At 41.9% G+C, this 16,887-nt stretch carries 14 protein-coding genes and 2 pseudogenes; 10 read left to right on the top strand and 6 right to left on the bottom strand.

Features of this window, described 5'->3' with window-relative positions:
- The first annotated feature begins 101 nt into the window (after positions 1-101).
- A complete protein-coding gene (locus tag ACE3PQ_RS07545; RefSeq protein WP_374296578.1) occupies positions 102-344 on the top strand; it encodes a hypothetical protein in 243 nt (80 codons plus the stop codon).
- Between the two features lie 458 nt (positions 345-802).
- Positions 803-1,675 carry a LysR family transcriptional regulator gene (locus tag ACE3PQ_RS07540; protein WP_374296576.1) on the top strand — a complete coding sequence of 291 codons (873 nt, stop codon included), beginning with the start codon at positions 803-805 and terminating at the stop codon, positions 1,673-1,675.
- Between the two features lie 102 nt (positions 1,676-1,777).
- On the opposite strand, the gene ACE3PQ_RS07535 is transcribed toward ACE3PQ_RS07540, so the two are convergent.
- Positions 1,778-2,428, bottom strand: a complete 651-nt coding sequence (locus ACE3PQ_RS07535) for an HAD family hydrolase (RefSeq protein ID WP_374296573.1) — start codon at positions 2,426-2,428, stop codon at positions 1,778-1,780.
- Positions 2,429-2,611: 183 nt separating this feature from the next.
- Between ACE3PQ_RS07535 and ACE3PQ_RS07530 the strand changes: the two genes are divergently transcribed.
- A complete protein-coding gene (locus ACE3PQ_RS07530) occupies positions 2,612-3,091 on the top strand; it encodes an RNA pyrophosphohydrolase (RefSeq protein WP_374296571.1) in 480 nt (159 codons plus the stop codon).
- A gap of 105 nt (positions 3,092-3,196) precedes the next feature.
- Positions 3,197-5,494 (top strand): phosphoenolpyruvate--protein phosphotransferase, encoded by a 2,298-nt coding sequence (ptsP, locus tag ACE3PQ_RS07525; protein ID WP_374296569.1) that lies wholly within the window; start codon positions 3,197-3,199, stop codon positions 5,492-5,494.
- Positions 5,495-5,569: 75 nt separating this feature from the next.
- Here the strand turns inward: ptsP and ACE3PQ_RS07520 are convergent, their stop codons facing one another.
- Complete coding sequence (locus tag ACE3PQ_RS07520; RefSeq protein WP_374296587.1) at positions 5,570-7,267, bottom strand: acyl-CoA dehydrogenase family protein; 1,698 nt, start codon at positions 7,265-7,267, stop codon at positions 5,570-5,572.
- Between the two features lie 108 nt (positions 7,268-7,375).
- On the opposite strand from ACE3PQ_RS07520, the gene ACE3PQ_RS07515 reads away from it, so the two are divergent.
- Both ACE3PQ_RS07515 and ACE3PQ_RS07510 read left to right on the top strand, forming a co-directional pair.
- Positions 7,376-7,990, top strand: coding sequence for a TetR/AcrR family transcriptional regulator (locus ACE3PQ_RS07515; protein ID WP_374296567.1), 615 nt, complete (start codon positions 7,376-7,378; stop codon positions 7,988-7,990).
- Positions 7,991-8,292: 302 nt separating this feature from the next.
- A pseudogene (locus ACE3PQ_RS07510) lies at positions 8,293-9,201 on the top strand (peroxidase family protein); the annotation flags it as partial.
- A gap of 123 nt (positions 9,202-9,324) precedes the next feature.
- Here ACE3PQ_RS07510 and ACE3PQ_RS07505 read toward each other — a convergent pair.
- Positions 9,325-9,837: pseudogene (locus ACE3PQ_RS07505) on the bottom strand (hypothetical protein); the annotation flags it as partial.
- A 370-nt stretch (positions 9,838-10,207) separates the two neighbouring features.
- Between ACE3PQ_RS07505 and ACE3PQ_RS07500 the strand changes: the two are divergent.
- Entirely contained in the window at positions 10,208-10,774 is a 567-nt protein-coding gene (locus tag ACE3PQ_RS07500) for a class I SAM-dependent methyltransferase (RefSeq protein ID WP_374296585.1), read from the top strand.
- Positions 10,775-10,826: 52 nt separating this feature from the next.
- On the opposite strand, the gene ACE3PQ_RS07495 is transcribed toward ACE3PQ_RS07500, so the two are convergent.
- Positions 10,827-11,318: a Holliday junction resolvase-like protein gene (locus tag ACE3PQ_RS07495; RefSeq protein WP_241570209.1), complete on the bottom strand. Its 492-nt coding sequence runs from the start codon at positions 11,316-11,318 to the stop codon at positions 10,827-10,829.
- 203 nt (positions 11,319-11,521) lie between these two features.
- Between ACE3PQ_RS07495 and ACE3PQ_RS07490 the strand changes: the two genes are divergently transcribed.
- From ACE3PQ_RS07490 to sodC, 3 genes are all read left to right on the top strand, one after another.
- Positions 11,522-12,181 (top strand): ParA family protein, encoded by a 660-nt coding sequence (locus ACE3PQ_RS07490; RefSeq protein ID WP_374296565.1) that lies wholly within the window; start codon positions 11,522-11,524, stop codon positions 12,179-12,181.
- Between the two features lie 97 nt (positions 12,182-12,278).
- Positions 12,279-13,406, top strand: a complete 1,128-nt coding sequence (locus ACE3PQ_RS07485) for an AI-2E family transporter (RefSeq protein ID WP_374296562.1) — start codon at positions 12,279-12,281, stop codon at positions 13,404-13,406.
- Positions 13,407-13,589: 183 nt separating this feature from the next.
- A complete protein-coding gene (gene sodC, locus ACE3PQ_RS07480) occupies positions 13,590-14,144 on the top strand; it encodes a superoxide dismutase [Cu-Zn] SodC (RefSeq protein WP_374296560.1) in 555 nt (184 codons plus the stop codon).
- Between the two features lie 149 nt (positions 14,145-14,293).
- Here the strand turns inward: sodC and ACE3PQ_RS07475 are convergent, their stop codons facing one another.
- Both ACE3PQ_RS07475 and rplQ read right to left on the bottom strand, forming a co-directional pair.
- The gene (locus ACE3PQ_RS07475; protein WP_374296558.1) at positions 14,294-15,784 is read right to left on the bottom strand and encodes a flavin-containing monooxygenase; all 1,491 of its coding nucleotides are present in this window, start codon (positions 15,782-15,784) and stop codon (positions 14,294-14,296) included.
- A gap of 726 nt (positions 15,785-16,510) precedes the next feature.
- Positions 16,511-16,885, bottom strand: a complete 375-nt coding sequence (rplQ, locus tag ACE3PQ_RS07470; protein WP_092616763.1) for a 50S ribosomal protein L17 — start codon at positions 16,883-16,885, stop codon at positions 16,511-16,513.
- Positions 16,886-16,887 lie beyond the last annotated feature (2 nt).

The raw sequence follows: 16,887 nt of genomic DNA, 5'->3' as shown, positions 1-16,887 counted from the left end.
TTTCTTGACTCAAGCATTAATGCAGTACGATCTTCAAAGTTAAGATGATGGTATGACAATTTTATATACTCCATAAACCCTTTAAATTAATTAGGTGGTTTATGTCGCACTTCAAGTTTTACTCTGCCCTGCATTGCGGTGATGCGTATTTCCATCCGAGTCAAATCACGGAAAATCCTCAAATACCAATCGGTCTAGCCATTTTTGAAAAACAGGTACAAACCGATCAAGTACAGCGGATAGCGACACAAGAAAAATTGCGAACTTTGAACTTGGCACATCCCGAAATCGAGATGTTTTGTGCACATGACCCAAGTGAGTTAGAGCGTTATCAAAATCGCTAATTGCCCCAGAAATATTTAAATTATTTTCAAAAAACTGTCATATTTCATGGAATATGACAGCAAATCTTTAATTAAATAAACTACAACAATTTTATTTTTATTTTAAAAATCAAATCAATACACCGAATTTCAAGCGTTTTAAAATTTTTTAAATATTACAATAATGTCATCATACTGTAATATTTATGTCATTAAATAGGCTCATCAAAGATCAATGGAAAATTTCTCATGATGACAGCAGTATTATTAACGATTGGTTTCGTCGCTTATACTGGCGCAGTTTGGCATTACGGACACAAGTAAGCTCGCCATTCTCAACAAATAATGAGCCTTGTCGCTCAAGCTTTCTATCCCCCTTCTAAAAACCTCAACAATAAATCAACGTATCCATTTGCATTTCGATTAGATTCATTAGATCATTTCTATATCATTCACTTTAATTTCAAGTATAAAAAATTATGAATATTGCCGCTTTCGAAGCCTTCCTCAAAGTAATGGAAACAGGTTCGATTTCCATGGCAGCAGAAAAATTATTTATCACCCAACCTGCGGTGAGCAAACGCATTCAAAGTCTTGAACATTTTTTTAATGTACAACTTTTTGACAGTGTTGGTCGAAATATTCAGCCGACTCAAGCCGCTGAACGCCTGTTGCCACAGGTGCAGCAGTGGATTTGTCAGCTTGAAGATATGCACCGTGATCTCAGTCAATCTCAAATAGATATCGCAGGGAAATTAAAAATTGGGACGAGTCACCATATTGGCTTACATCATTTGGCGAAACAGCTTCAGCCCTTTGCGGAACAGTTCCCACAAGTTGAGCTTGATGTACATTTTGTTGATTCTGAACAAGCCTTACAATTAGTCCTTTCAGGTGAGATTGAACTTGCATTTCTCACCTTGCCACCAAAGCCTGATACGCGCTTAAAGCATCGTGTACTTTGGAATGACCCTTTATCTTTTGTGGTTGCGCCTTTTCATCCTTTGGCACAGCAAAAACGCTTAAAACTTGAAGATTTGATTACTTACCCGAGCTTACTCCCTGCATCGAATACTTATACCAGTCAGATCACTTTAGCTGAGTTTGCGAAGTATGGACTCAAGCCATATGCTTCGATGAGTACCAACCCCCTTGAGTCGATTCGCATGTTAGTATCCATCGGCTTAGGGTGGTCGGTATTGCCACATACTTTGATCAATGAAGACTTATGTATCTTGGATTTAGATATCAAACTTGAGCGTCAGCTTGGTATTGTTTGGCACCCTGAGCGTAGTCAGTCCAAAGCGATGCAATGCCTATTAAATCAGTTGGAAAGTTTAGGAAAAGAATGATCTTCAAATGATGACATTCTTAATTTATAGTCGTTTTATGATCAATAATTTAGATATTCAAAGCGAATCGTTTTAAATTGACTGATTTTAAATTGACTAGCCTTAAATCGACCAGTCTTCAATTTTCCAACTTTTCTCATTGGCTAATTGTTCAAGGCGATCATCAGGATTCACGGCGATTGCATGGGTCGCATATTCAAGCAAAAAGCGATCGTTGATCGAATCAGAATACGCCCAAGATTCATCTACTTGACGACCATCAAGCCATTGATCGAGTCGGGTCAGTTTGCCTGTTTGATAGCACGGTACTCCAGTCACTTTACCTGTGTATTTTCCATCAACAACTTCTGCATTGGTGGCGATAATCTCAGTAATGCCAAAAGCACGAAAAATCGGTGCCGTAATAAAATCACTAGTTGCTGTAATCCCAACGATGGCATGCCCTTGATCTTGATGATGTTTGATTGCATCAAAGCCTTTTGGGCGCATTTTCGGACGAATCACTTTTTGCATAAATAGGTTGTGCAATTCGGTCAAATAGCCATTGTCATGCTTGGTCAAAAAATCAAAAACAAATTCATTATAGGCGATCGGATCCAGCTGACCTGCTTTGTAATCCTCATAGAATTTATCATTCATTTTGCGATGATGGATAGCATCGACTAAGCCCTCATTCACCAAAAACTCGCCCCAAGAATGATCGGAGTCGGTATTTAACAGGGTATGGTCTAAATCAAATAATGCCAATTTCATCAAGCTTCTCAAATTCCTAAAGAATTTAGTTAAAAAAATGTAATTCTATTACCGCAAAGCGCAGAAATTCGTTAAGATCATAGCAATTTAAATTGCTTTTTGACTGCGCGATCACACGGCAAGCATCATACGCTGAACTCGCCCTGCTCGCAAAGTCCATAACATAGAATATTTAGGTGCCAAATGATCGACTCCGAAGGTTTCCGACCCAATGTCGGGATCATCTTGGCAAATGACACTGGACAAGTACTATGGGCAAAACGCATTGGACACAATGCTTGGCAGTTTCCACAAGGTGGGATTCAATATGGTGAATCTCCCGAAGATGCTCTGTTTCGAGAGCTATATGAAGAAGTTGGATTGTTGCCAGAGCATGTCGAGATCGTTGCACAAACCCGTGGCTGGTTAAGATATCGTTTGCCATATCGCTACATCCGTTCCGACTCTAATCCAGTCTGTATCGGACAAAAGCAAAAATGGTTTTTATTGCGCCTTATAGGTTCGACGAAACATATTTGTTTAAACACCACCGATCCTGCCGAGTTTGATGAATGGCAATGGGTCAGCTACTGGTATCCGCTCGGGCAAGTGGTGAACTTTAAAAAAGATGTCTATCGTCGAGCCCTAACAGAGCTAAGTTTAGAGCTACCTTTTAGCGCATAACAGAAATGAACCACAGAATCAGCTGTGCAAAAAAAATTGTGCCACTGTGGTGAACATTTTAGATTGATGAGATTGTAACAATTCACTGAGTAAAGGACATTGTGAATGGCAAATACCATGCAACTTGAAACCTTACGACGCATCGTGCAAGAAGTCGATGCTTCACCAAGCCTGCACGAGGCTTTGGATGTCATGGTCAATCAAGTTGCAGAAGCCATGAACGTCGATGTCTGCTCGATCTACTTGCTTGATGAGCGTAATCATCGTTATGTGCTGATGGCTACACACGGCTTAAAAGCCGAAGCGGTTGGCAATGTCTCTCTATCCACCAGTGAAGGTCTAGTCGGCTTGGTCGGTCAACGTGAAGAAATTGTCAACTTAGAAAATGCCCCGCAACATGAACGCTTCCTGTACTTGCCAGAAACAGGTGAGGAAATTTACAACTCGTTCCTGGGTGTGCCTGTCATGTATCGCCGTAAGGTGATGGGCGTGATGGTCATTCAAAATAAAGAAAGCCATGACTTTAGCGAAGCAGCTGAATCTTTCCTTGTCACCTTATGCGCTCAGCTTTCAGGCGCGATTGCCCATGCGCACGTGGTGGGTAACATTGATGTGTTCCGCAAGCCTAATAGCGGACCAAATTATCAAACTTTCCTCGGTGTAGCAGGTGCGGACGGTATTGCACTGGGTCGAGCAGTGATTCTTTATCCTGCGGCTGACCTTTCTTCTGTACCTGATCGTGAAGCAGAAGACATTAGTGAAGAATTAGATATTTTGGCAGAAGCCATCGAAGCAGTTCGAGAAGAATTGCAACAGCTTGATGCCAAGATGCAAGATTCACTCATGTCAGAAGAGCGTGCTTTATTCAGTGTCTTTCTACGCATGCTCGATGACCACGCCCTACCTGCGGAGATCAATGCATTAATTCGAGAAGGTCAATGGGCGCAAGGTGCGGTGCGCCGTATCATTGATAAACATGCCAATGCCTTTGCACAGATGGAAGATGGCTATCTCCGTGAACGTGTATCCGATATCAAAGATCTTGGACGTCGCATCCTTGCACATCTGCAAACCGAAGATACTGGCCACAAAGAAATCACCGAAGATACCATTCTCATCGGTGAAGAAATAAGTACCGCTGCATTGGTCGAAATGCCAATTGCCAATATTGCAGCCATTGTCACCACCGAAGGCGCAGCCAACTCGCACATGGTGATCGTGGCACGTGCACTCGGTATTCCGACCGTAGTTGGTGTGACGGAGTTGCCAATTCACTCACTCGATGATGCGGAGATGATCGTTGATGCTTATCAAGGTCGTGTCTTTATTCATCCGCCTCGTCGCCTACGTACACGTTACAAAGAAATCAAAAAAGACGAAGACCTCATCGCAAAGGATTTAAAACAGTACGAAACCAAAGATGCGATCACACCTGATGGCGAGGAAATGAAACTTTTCGTCAATACAGGGCTAATGATCGACGTGGTTCGTGGCGTACAGCGTGGTGCAAAAGGTGTCGGGCTGTACCGTAGTGAAATTCCCTTTATGCTCCGTGAGCGCTTCCCTGGAGAAGAGGAACAACGGGCCATTTATCGTCAACAGCTCAGCCACTTCGCCAATAAACCTGTGGTGATGCGTACCCTCGACATCGGTGCGGATAAAGATTTGCCATATTTCTCAATTGATGAAGAAAACTCGGCACTCGGTTGGCGTGGGATTCGTTTTACGCTTGATCATCCAGAGATTTTTTCATCGCAAATCCGAGCGATGCTCAAAGCCAGTATTGGCTTGAATAATTTGCATATTTTACTGCCGATGATCACCAGCGTCAGTGAAGTGGAAGAAGTCTTGTATTTGCTTGAACGTGATCTCGCCGCAGTCCAAGAAGAAGAACAAGTGAAAATCACCCGACCAAAAATCGGTATCATGATCGAAGTACCAAGTATCTTGCTTCAGATCGAAGACTTTGCGGATTTGGTTGATTTCTTTTCAGTTGGTTCAAACGATTTAATTCAATATTTACTCGCTGTCGACCGTAACAATCCACGTGTCGCTAGTGTTTACTCACATTTTCATCCTGCGATTTTACGTGCACTTGCTAAGCTTGTTCAGGACTGTCACAAGTTTGAAAAACCTGTCAGCATCTGTGGTGAAATGGCGGGCGATCCGTTGACGGCTATCTTGCTGATGGCGATGGGCTTTAATACTTTGTCAATGAGCTCAAGTAATATTCTACGAGTACGCAAAGCGATCTGTAATATTCCAATGTCGGATGCCAAAGACTTACTGGGTCAAGCATTAAAGTTGAATAACCCACTGATGACCAAGAGTATGATTGAACATTATTTCCGTACGCATGGTTTGGGAGATATGGTGAAATCAAGTCGTGTGGTGACGGTTTAATTTTTTTACTGTACAGATAACTCAGCACTTAAATCAAAAGCGATTTAAGTGCTTTTTTTATTTAATTTTCATTTATTAGAATGCCAAAGCCCGCTCAAATAAACGCTGAATGTCTGCTTGAGAAATATTCAGCATACCGACTACACGTCCGTGCATGGCACTATAACGACTTTGGATAAATGCTTCAGCAACATCAGGTTCAGAGTAGCGTACCATCAGTACCGATTGCGCCAATAGCACCAATCGTGTCACCAATGTCCGTGCTTGGAACTGCAACTGATCAGGCGGAAGCATCAACATTTCATAGAGTTTACTGCGCTCAATGTTGATTGTTTCATGTGATGTACATTCTTCTGAAAAAGACGCTAAAAGTATTTCGATCAATTCGGATTCACGTTGCATCGCTCGAAGCACATCGAGGCACATGATATTGCCCGAACCTTCCCAAATGGTATTTACAGGTGCTTCACGGAATAAGCGAGCCATGATGCCATTATCGACATAACCATTACCTCCGAACACTTCCATCGCCTCGCCTGTCAGCTCCACCGCACGCTTACAAATCCAAAACTTAGCCGCTGGTGTCATCAGACGTATCCACGCTTGTGATAAGGCATTTTCATTCGCATGGTCTTGCTGAGCGATTTGATCATAATGTGATGCAAGGTGCATACTCAATTGCAAAGCGGCTTCTGTTTCTAAAGCCAAATCTGACAATACCGCTTGTATTAATGGTTGCTCGGCAAGTGCCTTACCAAAAGTCTGACGCTGACGAGTATAAGCAAGACACTGTACCAACGCCTGACGCAGAATCGCTGTACTACCCACCGAACAGGTCAGACGAGTATAGTTCGCCATCTCGATAATGGTCGGAATACCACGCCCTTCCTCGCCAATCATAATGCCCCATGCGTTCTGAAATTCAACTTCAGAACTGGAATTACTGCGATTCCCCACTTTTTCTTTGAGGCGTTGCACATGCACTTGATTCAAACTGCCATCGGACAGACGACGTGGCACAAAGAAACAACCAATGCCTTCATGCTCGGTCTGCGCCACCACGAGATGCGCATCCGACATTGGTACAGAGAAAAACCATTTATGCCCTGTAAGCAAATACGCCTCACCTCTACCTGATTTATCAATCGGCTTGGCAATAGTTTGATTGGCACGCACATCAGAGCCACCTTGCTTTTCGGTCATGCCCATACCGATCCAAATCGACTTTTTCTGTGCGATTGGAATATCTCGGGCATCGTATTCTGGGGACAATAATTTCTCCCCGATGTCCGCCCAAAGTTTTGGTTCACGTTGTAGCAGTGGAATACAACCCAAAGTCATGGCATGTGGACAGAGGTTGCCCGCTTCGACCTGTCCTGTCAGATAAAACTTAGTCGCCCAATCCACCCATGCCGAGTTTTTTTGACCATTTTCAGAATGAATAAAAGGCTTAGAAATAAACGGATAGCCATGCACATTAAACTGACGATTGATCTGCATGATCTGATGCCACGCAGGATGAAACTCGACATGATCTATGCGTCGCCCACGTGCATCAAAGCGACTGAGTTCAGGTGTATGACGATTGGCGAGATCCGCAGCTTGGAAAAATGACGCACGTCCAACCGTTTCGCCAAACGCAGAATGTTCCGCCTGTAACGCACTGTGATAATGATGCAGAATTTCTTTGAGAATGGTATCCGTTTCAAACAAATTATAATCTTGCAATTCATCAAACTGATTACTGACGGTATGTGTTGAGGTCGTTTCCATGTCTACGATGTGTTGCGATTGCATCATCTGTTTCCTGATTACTTGTATTTTTTACATTTCCAATTCAGTATAAATCATTCCAATCTTTGAGCTGTTCGGATTTTCTGCATGTCACAATCCCCGATCAATGTCCGCCGAAAGCCTCGCCAATCAAGGGCAAAGTTTACCCAACAAGCTCTGCTCGATAGTGCTGTTCAGCTTTTGGCCAAGAAGCATCATTTTGAAATCACCATTCGAGAGATGACGGAGATTGCAGGCGTGGGTTTAGGTACTTTTTATGAATATTTTAGCCAAAAAGAAGATGTGTTTGCGATGATTATTCATCAACAGATCAAGGCACTGGCGCAGCAATTACTTGATCATGGCGCACAAATAAAAAACTCTCAGCCTGATATTTTAATTACTGACTATGTGAAGCAGCTGATTCATATTCAACTAAACAAGATTCAAAATGCACAGCAGATTTGGGCGACCATTTTTTTATTAGAACGACAACTCTCAACCAGCGAAGTTTATCAAAAGCATTATGCGCTCATGTGTCAGCTTTGGCAGGACTTGCTACAACCATTTGCGATAAAACACCTTCAACGCACTGCGATCAATTTACATCGTGTCATTTATGGTTTTGTCATGCAGACGCTGTTGGTTCAGCCTGATTTTAGTGAATGGGAAATTTTACAAGCTGAAATTAACATTGCCTGTGAGGCTTTTCTAAAACAATGACATCAAACAAAGTGGAGTTTCCTTCACACACCACTATTGAATATTCAAATAACTATTAAAGTTTTAATCTGTTTTACAAATATTAAGCGTCATTCTTATAATAAATTCCAATGATTAAGACAACATCTGATCGACATCCCACGATGCAAAAGGAGTTCGTCCCATCACTGATTTCAAAGCGCCTGTTTCGACTAACAATCGTAAAACTTCAACCCAGCAAGGTATGTTAGCTTTATTGAAAGTTTATCTTGCTGAATACAGTTTAAATCATTGATGGTACAAACTTTTCATATGTCTGCATTGATTTTCCGAGTGAAGATTTGATTTGGCAAGATCCGATTCCAGCTGTGGATTACACCTTATCTGATACTGAAATTGCTGATCTGAAAAAACAGTTGTTAAATAGCGGATTAAGCGCAGTTGAGTTAATTAACACGGCTTGGGATAGCGCACGCACCTATCGTGGTTCGGATTTCCGTGGTGGTGCCAATGGTGCACGTATCCGCTTAGCACCGCAAAAAGATTGGGTCGGCAATGAGCCTGAACGCCTACAAAAAGTGCTTAACACACTCGAATCTATTCAAGCAGGCTTGGCGAAGAAAGTCAGCCTTGCTGATTTGATCGTACTTGGTGGAACAGCAGCGGTTGAACAAGCGGCTCGTGCAGCAGGTGTTGAGATCACTGTGCCGTTCGCAGCAGGTCGTGGTGATGCTACGGATGAACAGACCGATGCAGAATCTTTCGATGTGCTTGAGCCGATTCATGATGGTTTCCGCAACTGGCAGAAAAAGCATTATGAAAATACCCCTGAAGAATTATTGCTTGATCGTGCACAGCTCATGGGATTGACCGCACCTGAAATGACGGTCTTGGTTGGCGGTATGCGTGTCCTCGGTACCAATTATGGCGACAGCAAACATGGCGTCCTCACCGACAATGTTGGCGTGCTCAGCAATGATTTCTTTGTCAATCTGACTAATATGCGTTTCAAGTGGAAACCAACTGGACGCAATAGTTACGAGATCATCGACCGTGAAACTGAACAAGTGAAATGGACAGCGACACGTGTTGATCTAGTATTAGGCTCAAACTCGATTTTACGTTCATACGCTGAAGTCTATGCGCAAGACGACAACAAAGAGAAGTTTGTCAAAGACTTTGTCAAAGCATGGGTCAAAGTGATGAATGCTGATCGTTATGACCTAAGCTAATCGATCTAAGCCAAACAACTTTTCATACACTTGAAACAACATAAAGCGGACACCAAGTCCGCTTTATGTTTTACACTTAGTTTTGATCTTTTAAAAATAAAACAATTCAGAAATGATTAAAAATTACAGCTTGCTCGGCACTTTTGCATTTTGCTCTAACCATTGGATCGAATCGACCCGAAACACCTCACATGCGCCATCACCGACATCATCAGGTCGTACCGAAGATCGCCACACCAAATCTTCTGATTTCACCTCAACCAAATCACCTTGCATACGTACCAAATCGCCTCGCTTGACCTGTTTGATCTGTTTAGCAATCTCAGGATTGGCAGGAATGATGTGTATATTCGACACCATTTGCATCGCTTCTTCCGCAGGCACTGGCAAGTAAGGAATCGCCCACTGCAAATAGCGATCGTATTGTTTAACTTGGATTTGTGATGCGATTTTTGGATTGGCGAACATCCCCCAACTCACGGCAAAATCGACAGGTGAAAATTTGGCTTGCTCATCATCTTGATAATTCTTGTAGCCCAAAATGCGAAAATCACCCTGAAAAGGTTGCAATACAGACACAGACTGCCCTTCAACTGGTGGGAGACCACGTGCTACGTTATACAACGCTTGCACTGAAAAGTCTTGGCGAGGCTGTGCTTGTTGCGTACTACCTGCATTGTGATGACTGGCATGGGTAATTGTCACAGATAAAGAACTCATCACAAGGATTAAACTGATTTTTTTAAAAACGACTTTCATCACGAAACCTTTCCTACCCTTTTGCCAATCTTACTTACATGCACGCTTACACATACAATAGTGTCACTTTCATTGTCTAACTTGGCTGTGCATTTTTCCGTATTTTTTGGTAAATTTAAGTCTAGAATCGACAGAAAATATGCACAAATTGTAACCGCATACACAGAAAGGAAAGCGACTTTTGAAATTGTTTAGACCTTATCAATACTATCAACAACACATCTTTCCACATTTGCTCGATCTAGTAATGAAAACAGCAAGCTTGATGGATGCACGCCGTGAGTTACTTTTGCCAATATCTGATGAATGTTTGGAGATTGGTTTTGGTACTGGTTTGAATTTAGCATTTTATCAAAATCTGAATGTGCTGTATGCGCTTGAGCCCAATGCACATATCGAAGCATTATCCAGTGAGCGACTTGCGCAAAGTAATTTTGAAATTCGTCATTTACGCAATTTTGCAAAATCCATTCCACTCCCGACCAACAGCATCAAAAATGTGGTGTCAACATGGACAATGTGCAGCATTCCCAAGCTCGAACAGGCTTTGGCAGAAATTTATCGAGTGATGGAAGTCGGTGGGACATTTCATTTGGTCGAGCATGTCTATTCCGATCAGACATCTACACAGCGTTGGCAAAATGCACTGACACCGATTCAGAAAAAGCTTGCCGATGGCTGTCATCTCAACCGCAATATTGAACACTACTTAAAAAATGCAGGATTTGAATTTTTGGAAAAAAATTATTTCTACGCAGATGGCATTCCTGCAATTGGAAACCGTATGCTGATGGCACGTGTACAAAAACGATAAATTTATAGAAAGGGAAATTTTTAACTTTTTAAATTCTTAGATTTACTAAGGATTAAATCTCCTCATCCTCATTATCGTCTGTGGGCAGGGCAATATGTATCGTTTCAAAGCGCACTCGTCCATCATCAATCGCCTGTGCAATTGCTTGCTGTCCCTTGGTCAATCTCGCAGTACCAGATTTAATGTCAATCAACACCACTTCGATCTCGTCCGCATCACACAGACCTTCTCGAAAGTCGCTATAGCCTGAAAACACCACATAATCCACAGGATCGCCTAAGAATCTCGCATCACTCGGCAAATAATCGAATTCAGGCAAATGTGGCGCAAACTGCTCTGCCATCTTGCCTTTGAGTACAGCACGACTGGTATTCACACTACGCTTACGAGCGAGCGCAAGTGCTTGATCATGCTCTCGTCGCATTTCACTGATTTCATATTGATACTCTGCATGAAGCTGTTGTATTTTGATGAGATACAACCACAACACGCTGATCATCACCCCAATACAAATACCAATGAATAGCGCCACTGGGACAGACATAAGAATTTACCTAGACTAATGCATGATTATGCGCAGATTAAAACAATTTCAAGCGCACAACTCAAATACATTCATGCCTGAAATATCAATAGATCAAAACCAATTTTACACAACCCTGTCATTCTCTTGTCATATTTTAATGATATGCTTGGGTAAAGATTTTGTGTAATGATGATTTATTAGAAAGGTTAAAGAGTGAGCATATGAAGACAATTTTAATTGCAAATCAAAAAGGTGGTTGTGGCAAAACCTTAACAGCAATTACTCTTGCTTCAGCACTTGCCAATCGTGGCTACAAAGTCGCACTTGCCGATGCAGATAATCAAAAATCATCACTCAAATGGCTCAAAGTCCGTGGCAAAGAAGTCGCAAATATTCAAGCCGTCGATTGGCGCAATGAAAGCTCTATTGGCGATGCACCAGCAAAAGTCGATTGGCTCATCATCGACGCTCCGGGGGCTCTTTCTGGCGAGCATGTAGAACATCTCATCTCAGAAAGTGATGCGATGATCGTGCCACTGCAAGCTTCATTTTTTGATATCGACAGTACCAAGCGTTTCTTAAAAAATATTGATGACATTAAGCGCATCCGTAAAGGCAAAGTGGACATCATGCTCCTTGCCAACCGCATCAAGACAGGTGCAAATAGCAAAGTACAAATTCAGAAATTCTTTGATAAAGTCGAGCAAGAGCCCGTTGCGTGGATCAGTGAACGTACAGCTTATGGTCAGTTGGCAATGGATGGTTTAAGTGTCTTTGACCGTACACAGAAGCAATACATGCTCATCCAACAACAATGGGAGCCATTGATTCGTCGCTTGTTGGGTCAAAATAGCAAAGATAAAAAGCAGAATTGGTTTTAAAACCCAACCCCTAGTAACTGACAAAATCAGCGTTCCACAAGCGTTGATTTTCAGCTAACATAAGTCTCAGCATGCTTCGTGAAGATGGAAAGCTCTCGTGCAACAAAATGCGCCTATTTTACAACGTTTACTACTATTCGGACTATTCTTCTGTCTGATCTTATTAAGCTTTGAAATTCTCAAATATTTTATTGTTCCAGTGTTATGGGCGTCCATCATCGCCTATATCACATGGCCTTTGCATCAAAAAATTTATCATTGGGTTGGGGAACGTAAAAACCTCAGCGCAATTTTGATGACCAGTCTTTTGGTACTGGTGGTCGGGATTCCGCTCACCATTGGTATTTTTGTACTGCAACATGAAGGGCGTCAGTTGTACTTCGAAGTACAGCAACAGCTTTATGCAGGAAAAATTGAAGTACCCGAGTTTGTGCAAACATTGCCATTTATTGGTCCAGAAATTCAGCGCATCATCTTTGAGCTCAATAGCAATCCACATGCGATTACGCAAAATATTGGCTTGTGGATTCAAGGGCATCTTGGTTATGGTCGTTTTGTCTTGGCTGAGATCAGTCGCAATTTGGTGAAGCTGATTTTTGCCATCTTTTCGTTATTCTTCTTCTATCGTGATGGTAGCTTGATCTTGGAGCAGGTGCGCCGAGCGTTTGAATTGGTCATTGGTCCACGGATTCATCATTATTTTCAAACCATTTCTGAAACAACGCGTGCCGTGGTCTATGGTGTCGGATTGACTGCGATAGTGCAAGCGCTCTTGGCAAGTCTCAGTTATATCGTTGCGGGTGTGCCAAATCCGATGGTGCTGACCTTAGTTACCTTTGTATTAGCACTCATTCCATTTGGTCCACCGATTGCTTATGGTAGCGTGGCGTTATGGCTTTTCTCACAAGGACATACTGTTGAAGCTGCAGGCGTATTGATTTGGGGCGTTGCCATTGTCAGTAGTGCGGATAATGTGATTCGCCCTCTCGTGATCTCAGGTGCAACAAAAATTCCATTCTTATTGATTATGTTTGGTGTACTGGGCGGTTTAGCAAGCTTTGGATTGGTTGGTTTATTTATCGGTCCTGTGATCTTGGCAGTTTTACTGGCGATTTGGAAAGAATGGCTCCAAGAAAATATTCAAAAAGCAGAAGACTTTCATGCCAATGCAGATGAATTGGTGACAGAAGGTTTACTTACAGAAGATTTGGATACGAGTAAATAGCAATATTCCACATGCCGAACAAACTAAGCTCAACAACGGTTGGGCTTTTTTTATTGGTATGAACATTTCTATTTTTTACATTATGTTGCTTTACTTTCATGCTGTTACAGCAATTTAGAATCATTCGTATTACTCTAGAATTAAATTTACGAATTTTATTGAATCGATCCTTGGAGAATGAATATGACCAATATGCTAAAAATGAAATTGCTTGCATGTGGCTTTCTTTCCGCAGTCGTCATGACGGGCTGTACGAGTACCATGAAAACCAATGAAATGCACAAAATCAAAGTAGACGCCGTGACTGCTGAAGGTGTTGAAGGTAGCCTTGGTACAGTGACCTTTATCAAAGCAGATCAGGGTGGCTTGGTGGTGAAGCCTGATCTTCAAGGACTTCCACCAGGCAAACATGGCTTCCATATCCATGAAAATCCATCATGCGAACCTGATATGAAAGATGGCAAAGCCACTGCTGCACTCAAAGCAGGTAGTCACTACGATCCGCAAAATACAGGTAAACATGGCTATCCACAAGGTGAAGGTCATTTAGGTGATTTGCCAGCGATCACTGTCAATGCCGACGGTACAGCAACTTCAGCAGTACAAGCGCCTCGTTTAAGCCTTGATGCGATTCAAGGTCGAGCACTCATGATCCATGCAGGTGGTGATAATTATTCTGATACACCTGAAGCATTGGGTGGTGGTGGTGCACGTATTGCCTGCGGTGTGATTGAATAATTCCTTTCGAAGGATGGCGTTATCTTCAACTCAGTACAAACAATATCAGCGCTTCGTTGAAAACGATAAATTAGAAGCTATGGGGCTTGAAAGCAATAAAAAATGCCTAGACAAATCTAGGCATTTTTTACGTTCAGCGTATCGGATGATTAGCTTGCCAATTTTTTTGCTGTCGGTTTTGTTGCCACCAGTTTTTTGGCAAAGCTTAAAATACCATCATCAAAGCGTGCATTTTTAAGCGCATCACGATCTGCATAATAGCTCGCCTCGTTCCTCCACGGCGACTTCGTACCTTGACGTGGCATGATCTGATCAGCACGCTTGATATAACCCGAAGTCAAACTACTCCCCATCAAACTATCAGTTGATTTGGCAGACGAATCACCTTGAGCAGTCACCGTTGCAAGTTGATTTTGATCCATATGCGTTAGCAAACGGGCAAGATAATCTGCAACAACATCGACTTTCAACGTCCAAGATGCGTTGGTATAACCAATAATCAATGCAAAATTTGGAATATCGCTAAACATCGCACCCTTATACATCATTGCATCACGTGTATTGATTTTCTCGCCATCCTTCGTCGCATCAATACCACCAAGCAACTGAATCTCAAGACCTGTTGCAGATACCACAATATCCGCCTCAATCTTCTTACCAGACTTCAAGACCACACCATTTTCTTCAAAATGATCAATATGATCAGTTTCAATAAACGCCTGCCCTTCACGAAGCACTTTAAACAAATCGCCATCTGGCACAACACAAAGACGCTGATCCCACGGATTATAGGTCGGGGTAAAGTGTTTCATATCGACTTTACCCTTAAGTTGCCGTTTCACCGCAGTTAATAATAATTTTTTCAACAGCTTCGGCTGTGACTTCGCCAGTGCATATATGCCCCGCTGCACCGCAATATTCCGTTTACGGGTCAGTTGATAAGCACGTTCTTCCGATAAGAACTTACGCATGGTGTTATACACCATATCGATCGCTGGCACAGACGCAATATAAGTCGGGGAACGCTGTAACATGGTCACAATCGCCCCTTGTTTCGCCATTGCAGGCACCAAGGTAATCGCAGTTGCACCACTACCAATAATTAAGACTTTTTTGCCGACATAGTCAAGGTTTTCAGGCCAATGTTGCGGATGAATAAATTGCCCTTTGAAGCGATCAGCTTGTGGAAAATCAGGTTGGAAACCGTTGGCATAGTTGTAATAACCTGTACAGCTCACCACAAAGTTTGCTGTCCATTGTTCTTTTTTACCATAGTTATCTACGGTCAATTCCCACAATTGCGCTTCAGAATTCCAATTCGCAGATACAATCGCATGTTTAAATTTAATTTTTTGATTTAATCTATTTTCATCAATGGTTTCTTGCAGATATTCACAAATTGCGGCCCCATCAGCAAGTACACTCGCTTTTCGCCACGGCTTAAACTCAAAACCAAAGGTAGACATATCTGAATCAGAACGAATACCTGGATATTGGAATAAACTCCAAGTCCCACCGATACGGTCACGACGTTCAAAAATAAGGAAGTCACGTTGCGGTGCGTCGTTTTGGAGATGTACCGCTGTACCAATGCCCGAGATCCCTGCACCGATAATCAATGTATTAATATGCTGAGCCATTATTTTGTTCCGAGTTTTGCTTTGATCTTACTCTAGCACAAACTTGACAATGAACAATGTCAGTTTGGGAAATTTTTATGTTTATTTGATGACAACATGATAAATCATCGAAAATACAACCGTGCAAAATCAAGCTAACATTAACTTTAGATAGCATTCAAAGAATTGTTTTTATTAATTTAGTTTCCTACAAAAGCAATCAATTGCGATTGATTTCTAAAAGGTCAGCTTATCAAATGGTTTTGTTTTCCATCTAAGCACTATTGTTTTAAAAAAGCAAGTATTGATAATCATTAACAAATAAGCTCATTTGATTTTTTGAATAGTTATTTACGTCCTTTAAAAACAAACTCTATAAAGCTAAAAGTAACCGCTAGAAATGACTATATTACTGTAGCGACTAAAAAGTTCAGCGTAAATCCATAGTAGGTCAATGTATCATTTATAAAGCCTTTTCCAGCAACCCAAATTAAGAACAATAATGAAATTAATTGAAGCCTTTACACTACTGGTTAGATATGGATGTTCCTCTACTTTGTAATTGTCAATAAATCCCCCCATAATCACCACAACTAGTTCATCCATATCATAGCCTTTCACAGCAATTGTTGGCTAAACAAAATACACCGCCCTAGTCATATATAAGCCGTAAGGAATATATTTAGAAAAATCACAAACACAAAAAAGGTCAGCATAAGCTGACCTTTTTTATTGCGAATAATAGAATTATTCTGCAGATTTGATCTCACGATCTACAAGCTCAACATAAGCCATTGGCGCAGCATCACCTGCACGGAAGCCTGCTTTAAGCACACGTAGATAACCGCCGTTACGTTCTTTATAACGAGGGCCAAGAACGGTAAATAATTTACCAACAGTTGCAGCTGAACGAGTACGAGCAAATGCCAAACGGCGGTTTGCTACAGTATCGTTTTTCGCTAAGGTGATCAAAGGCTCAGCAACACGGCGAAGTTCTTTCGCTTTTGGCAAAGTTGTTTTAATCAACTCATGCTCTACAAGAGCATTCGTCAAATTTTGGAACAACGCTTTGCGATGGCTGCTAGTACGGCCTAATTTAACACCACTATTACGATGACGCATGG

Source organism: Acinetobacter sp. (assembly GCF_041911495.1).
Lineage (GTDB): Bacteria > Pseudomonadota > Gammaproteobacteria > Pseudomonadales > Moraxellaceae > Acinetobacter.
Note: the sequence above shows the minus strand (reverse complement) of the source record. Positions and strands in the feature narration are given on the sequence as shown.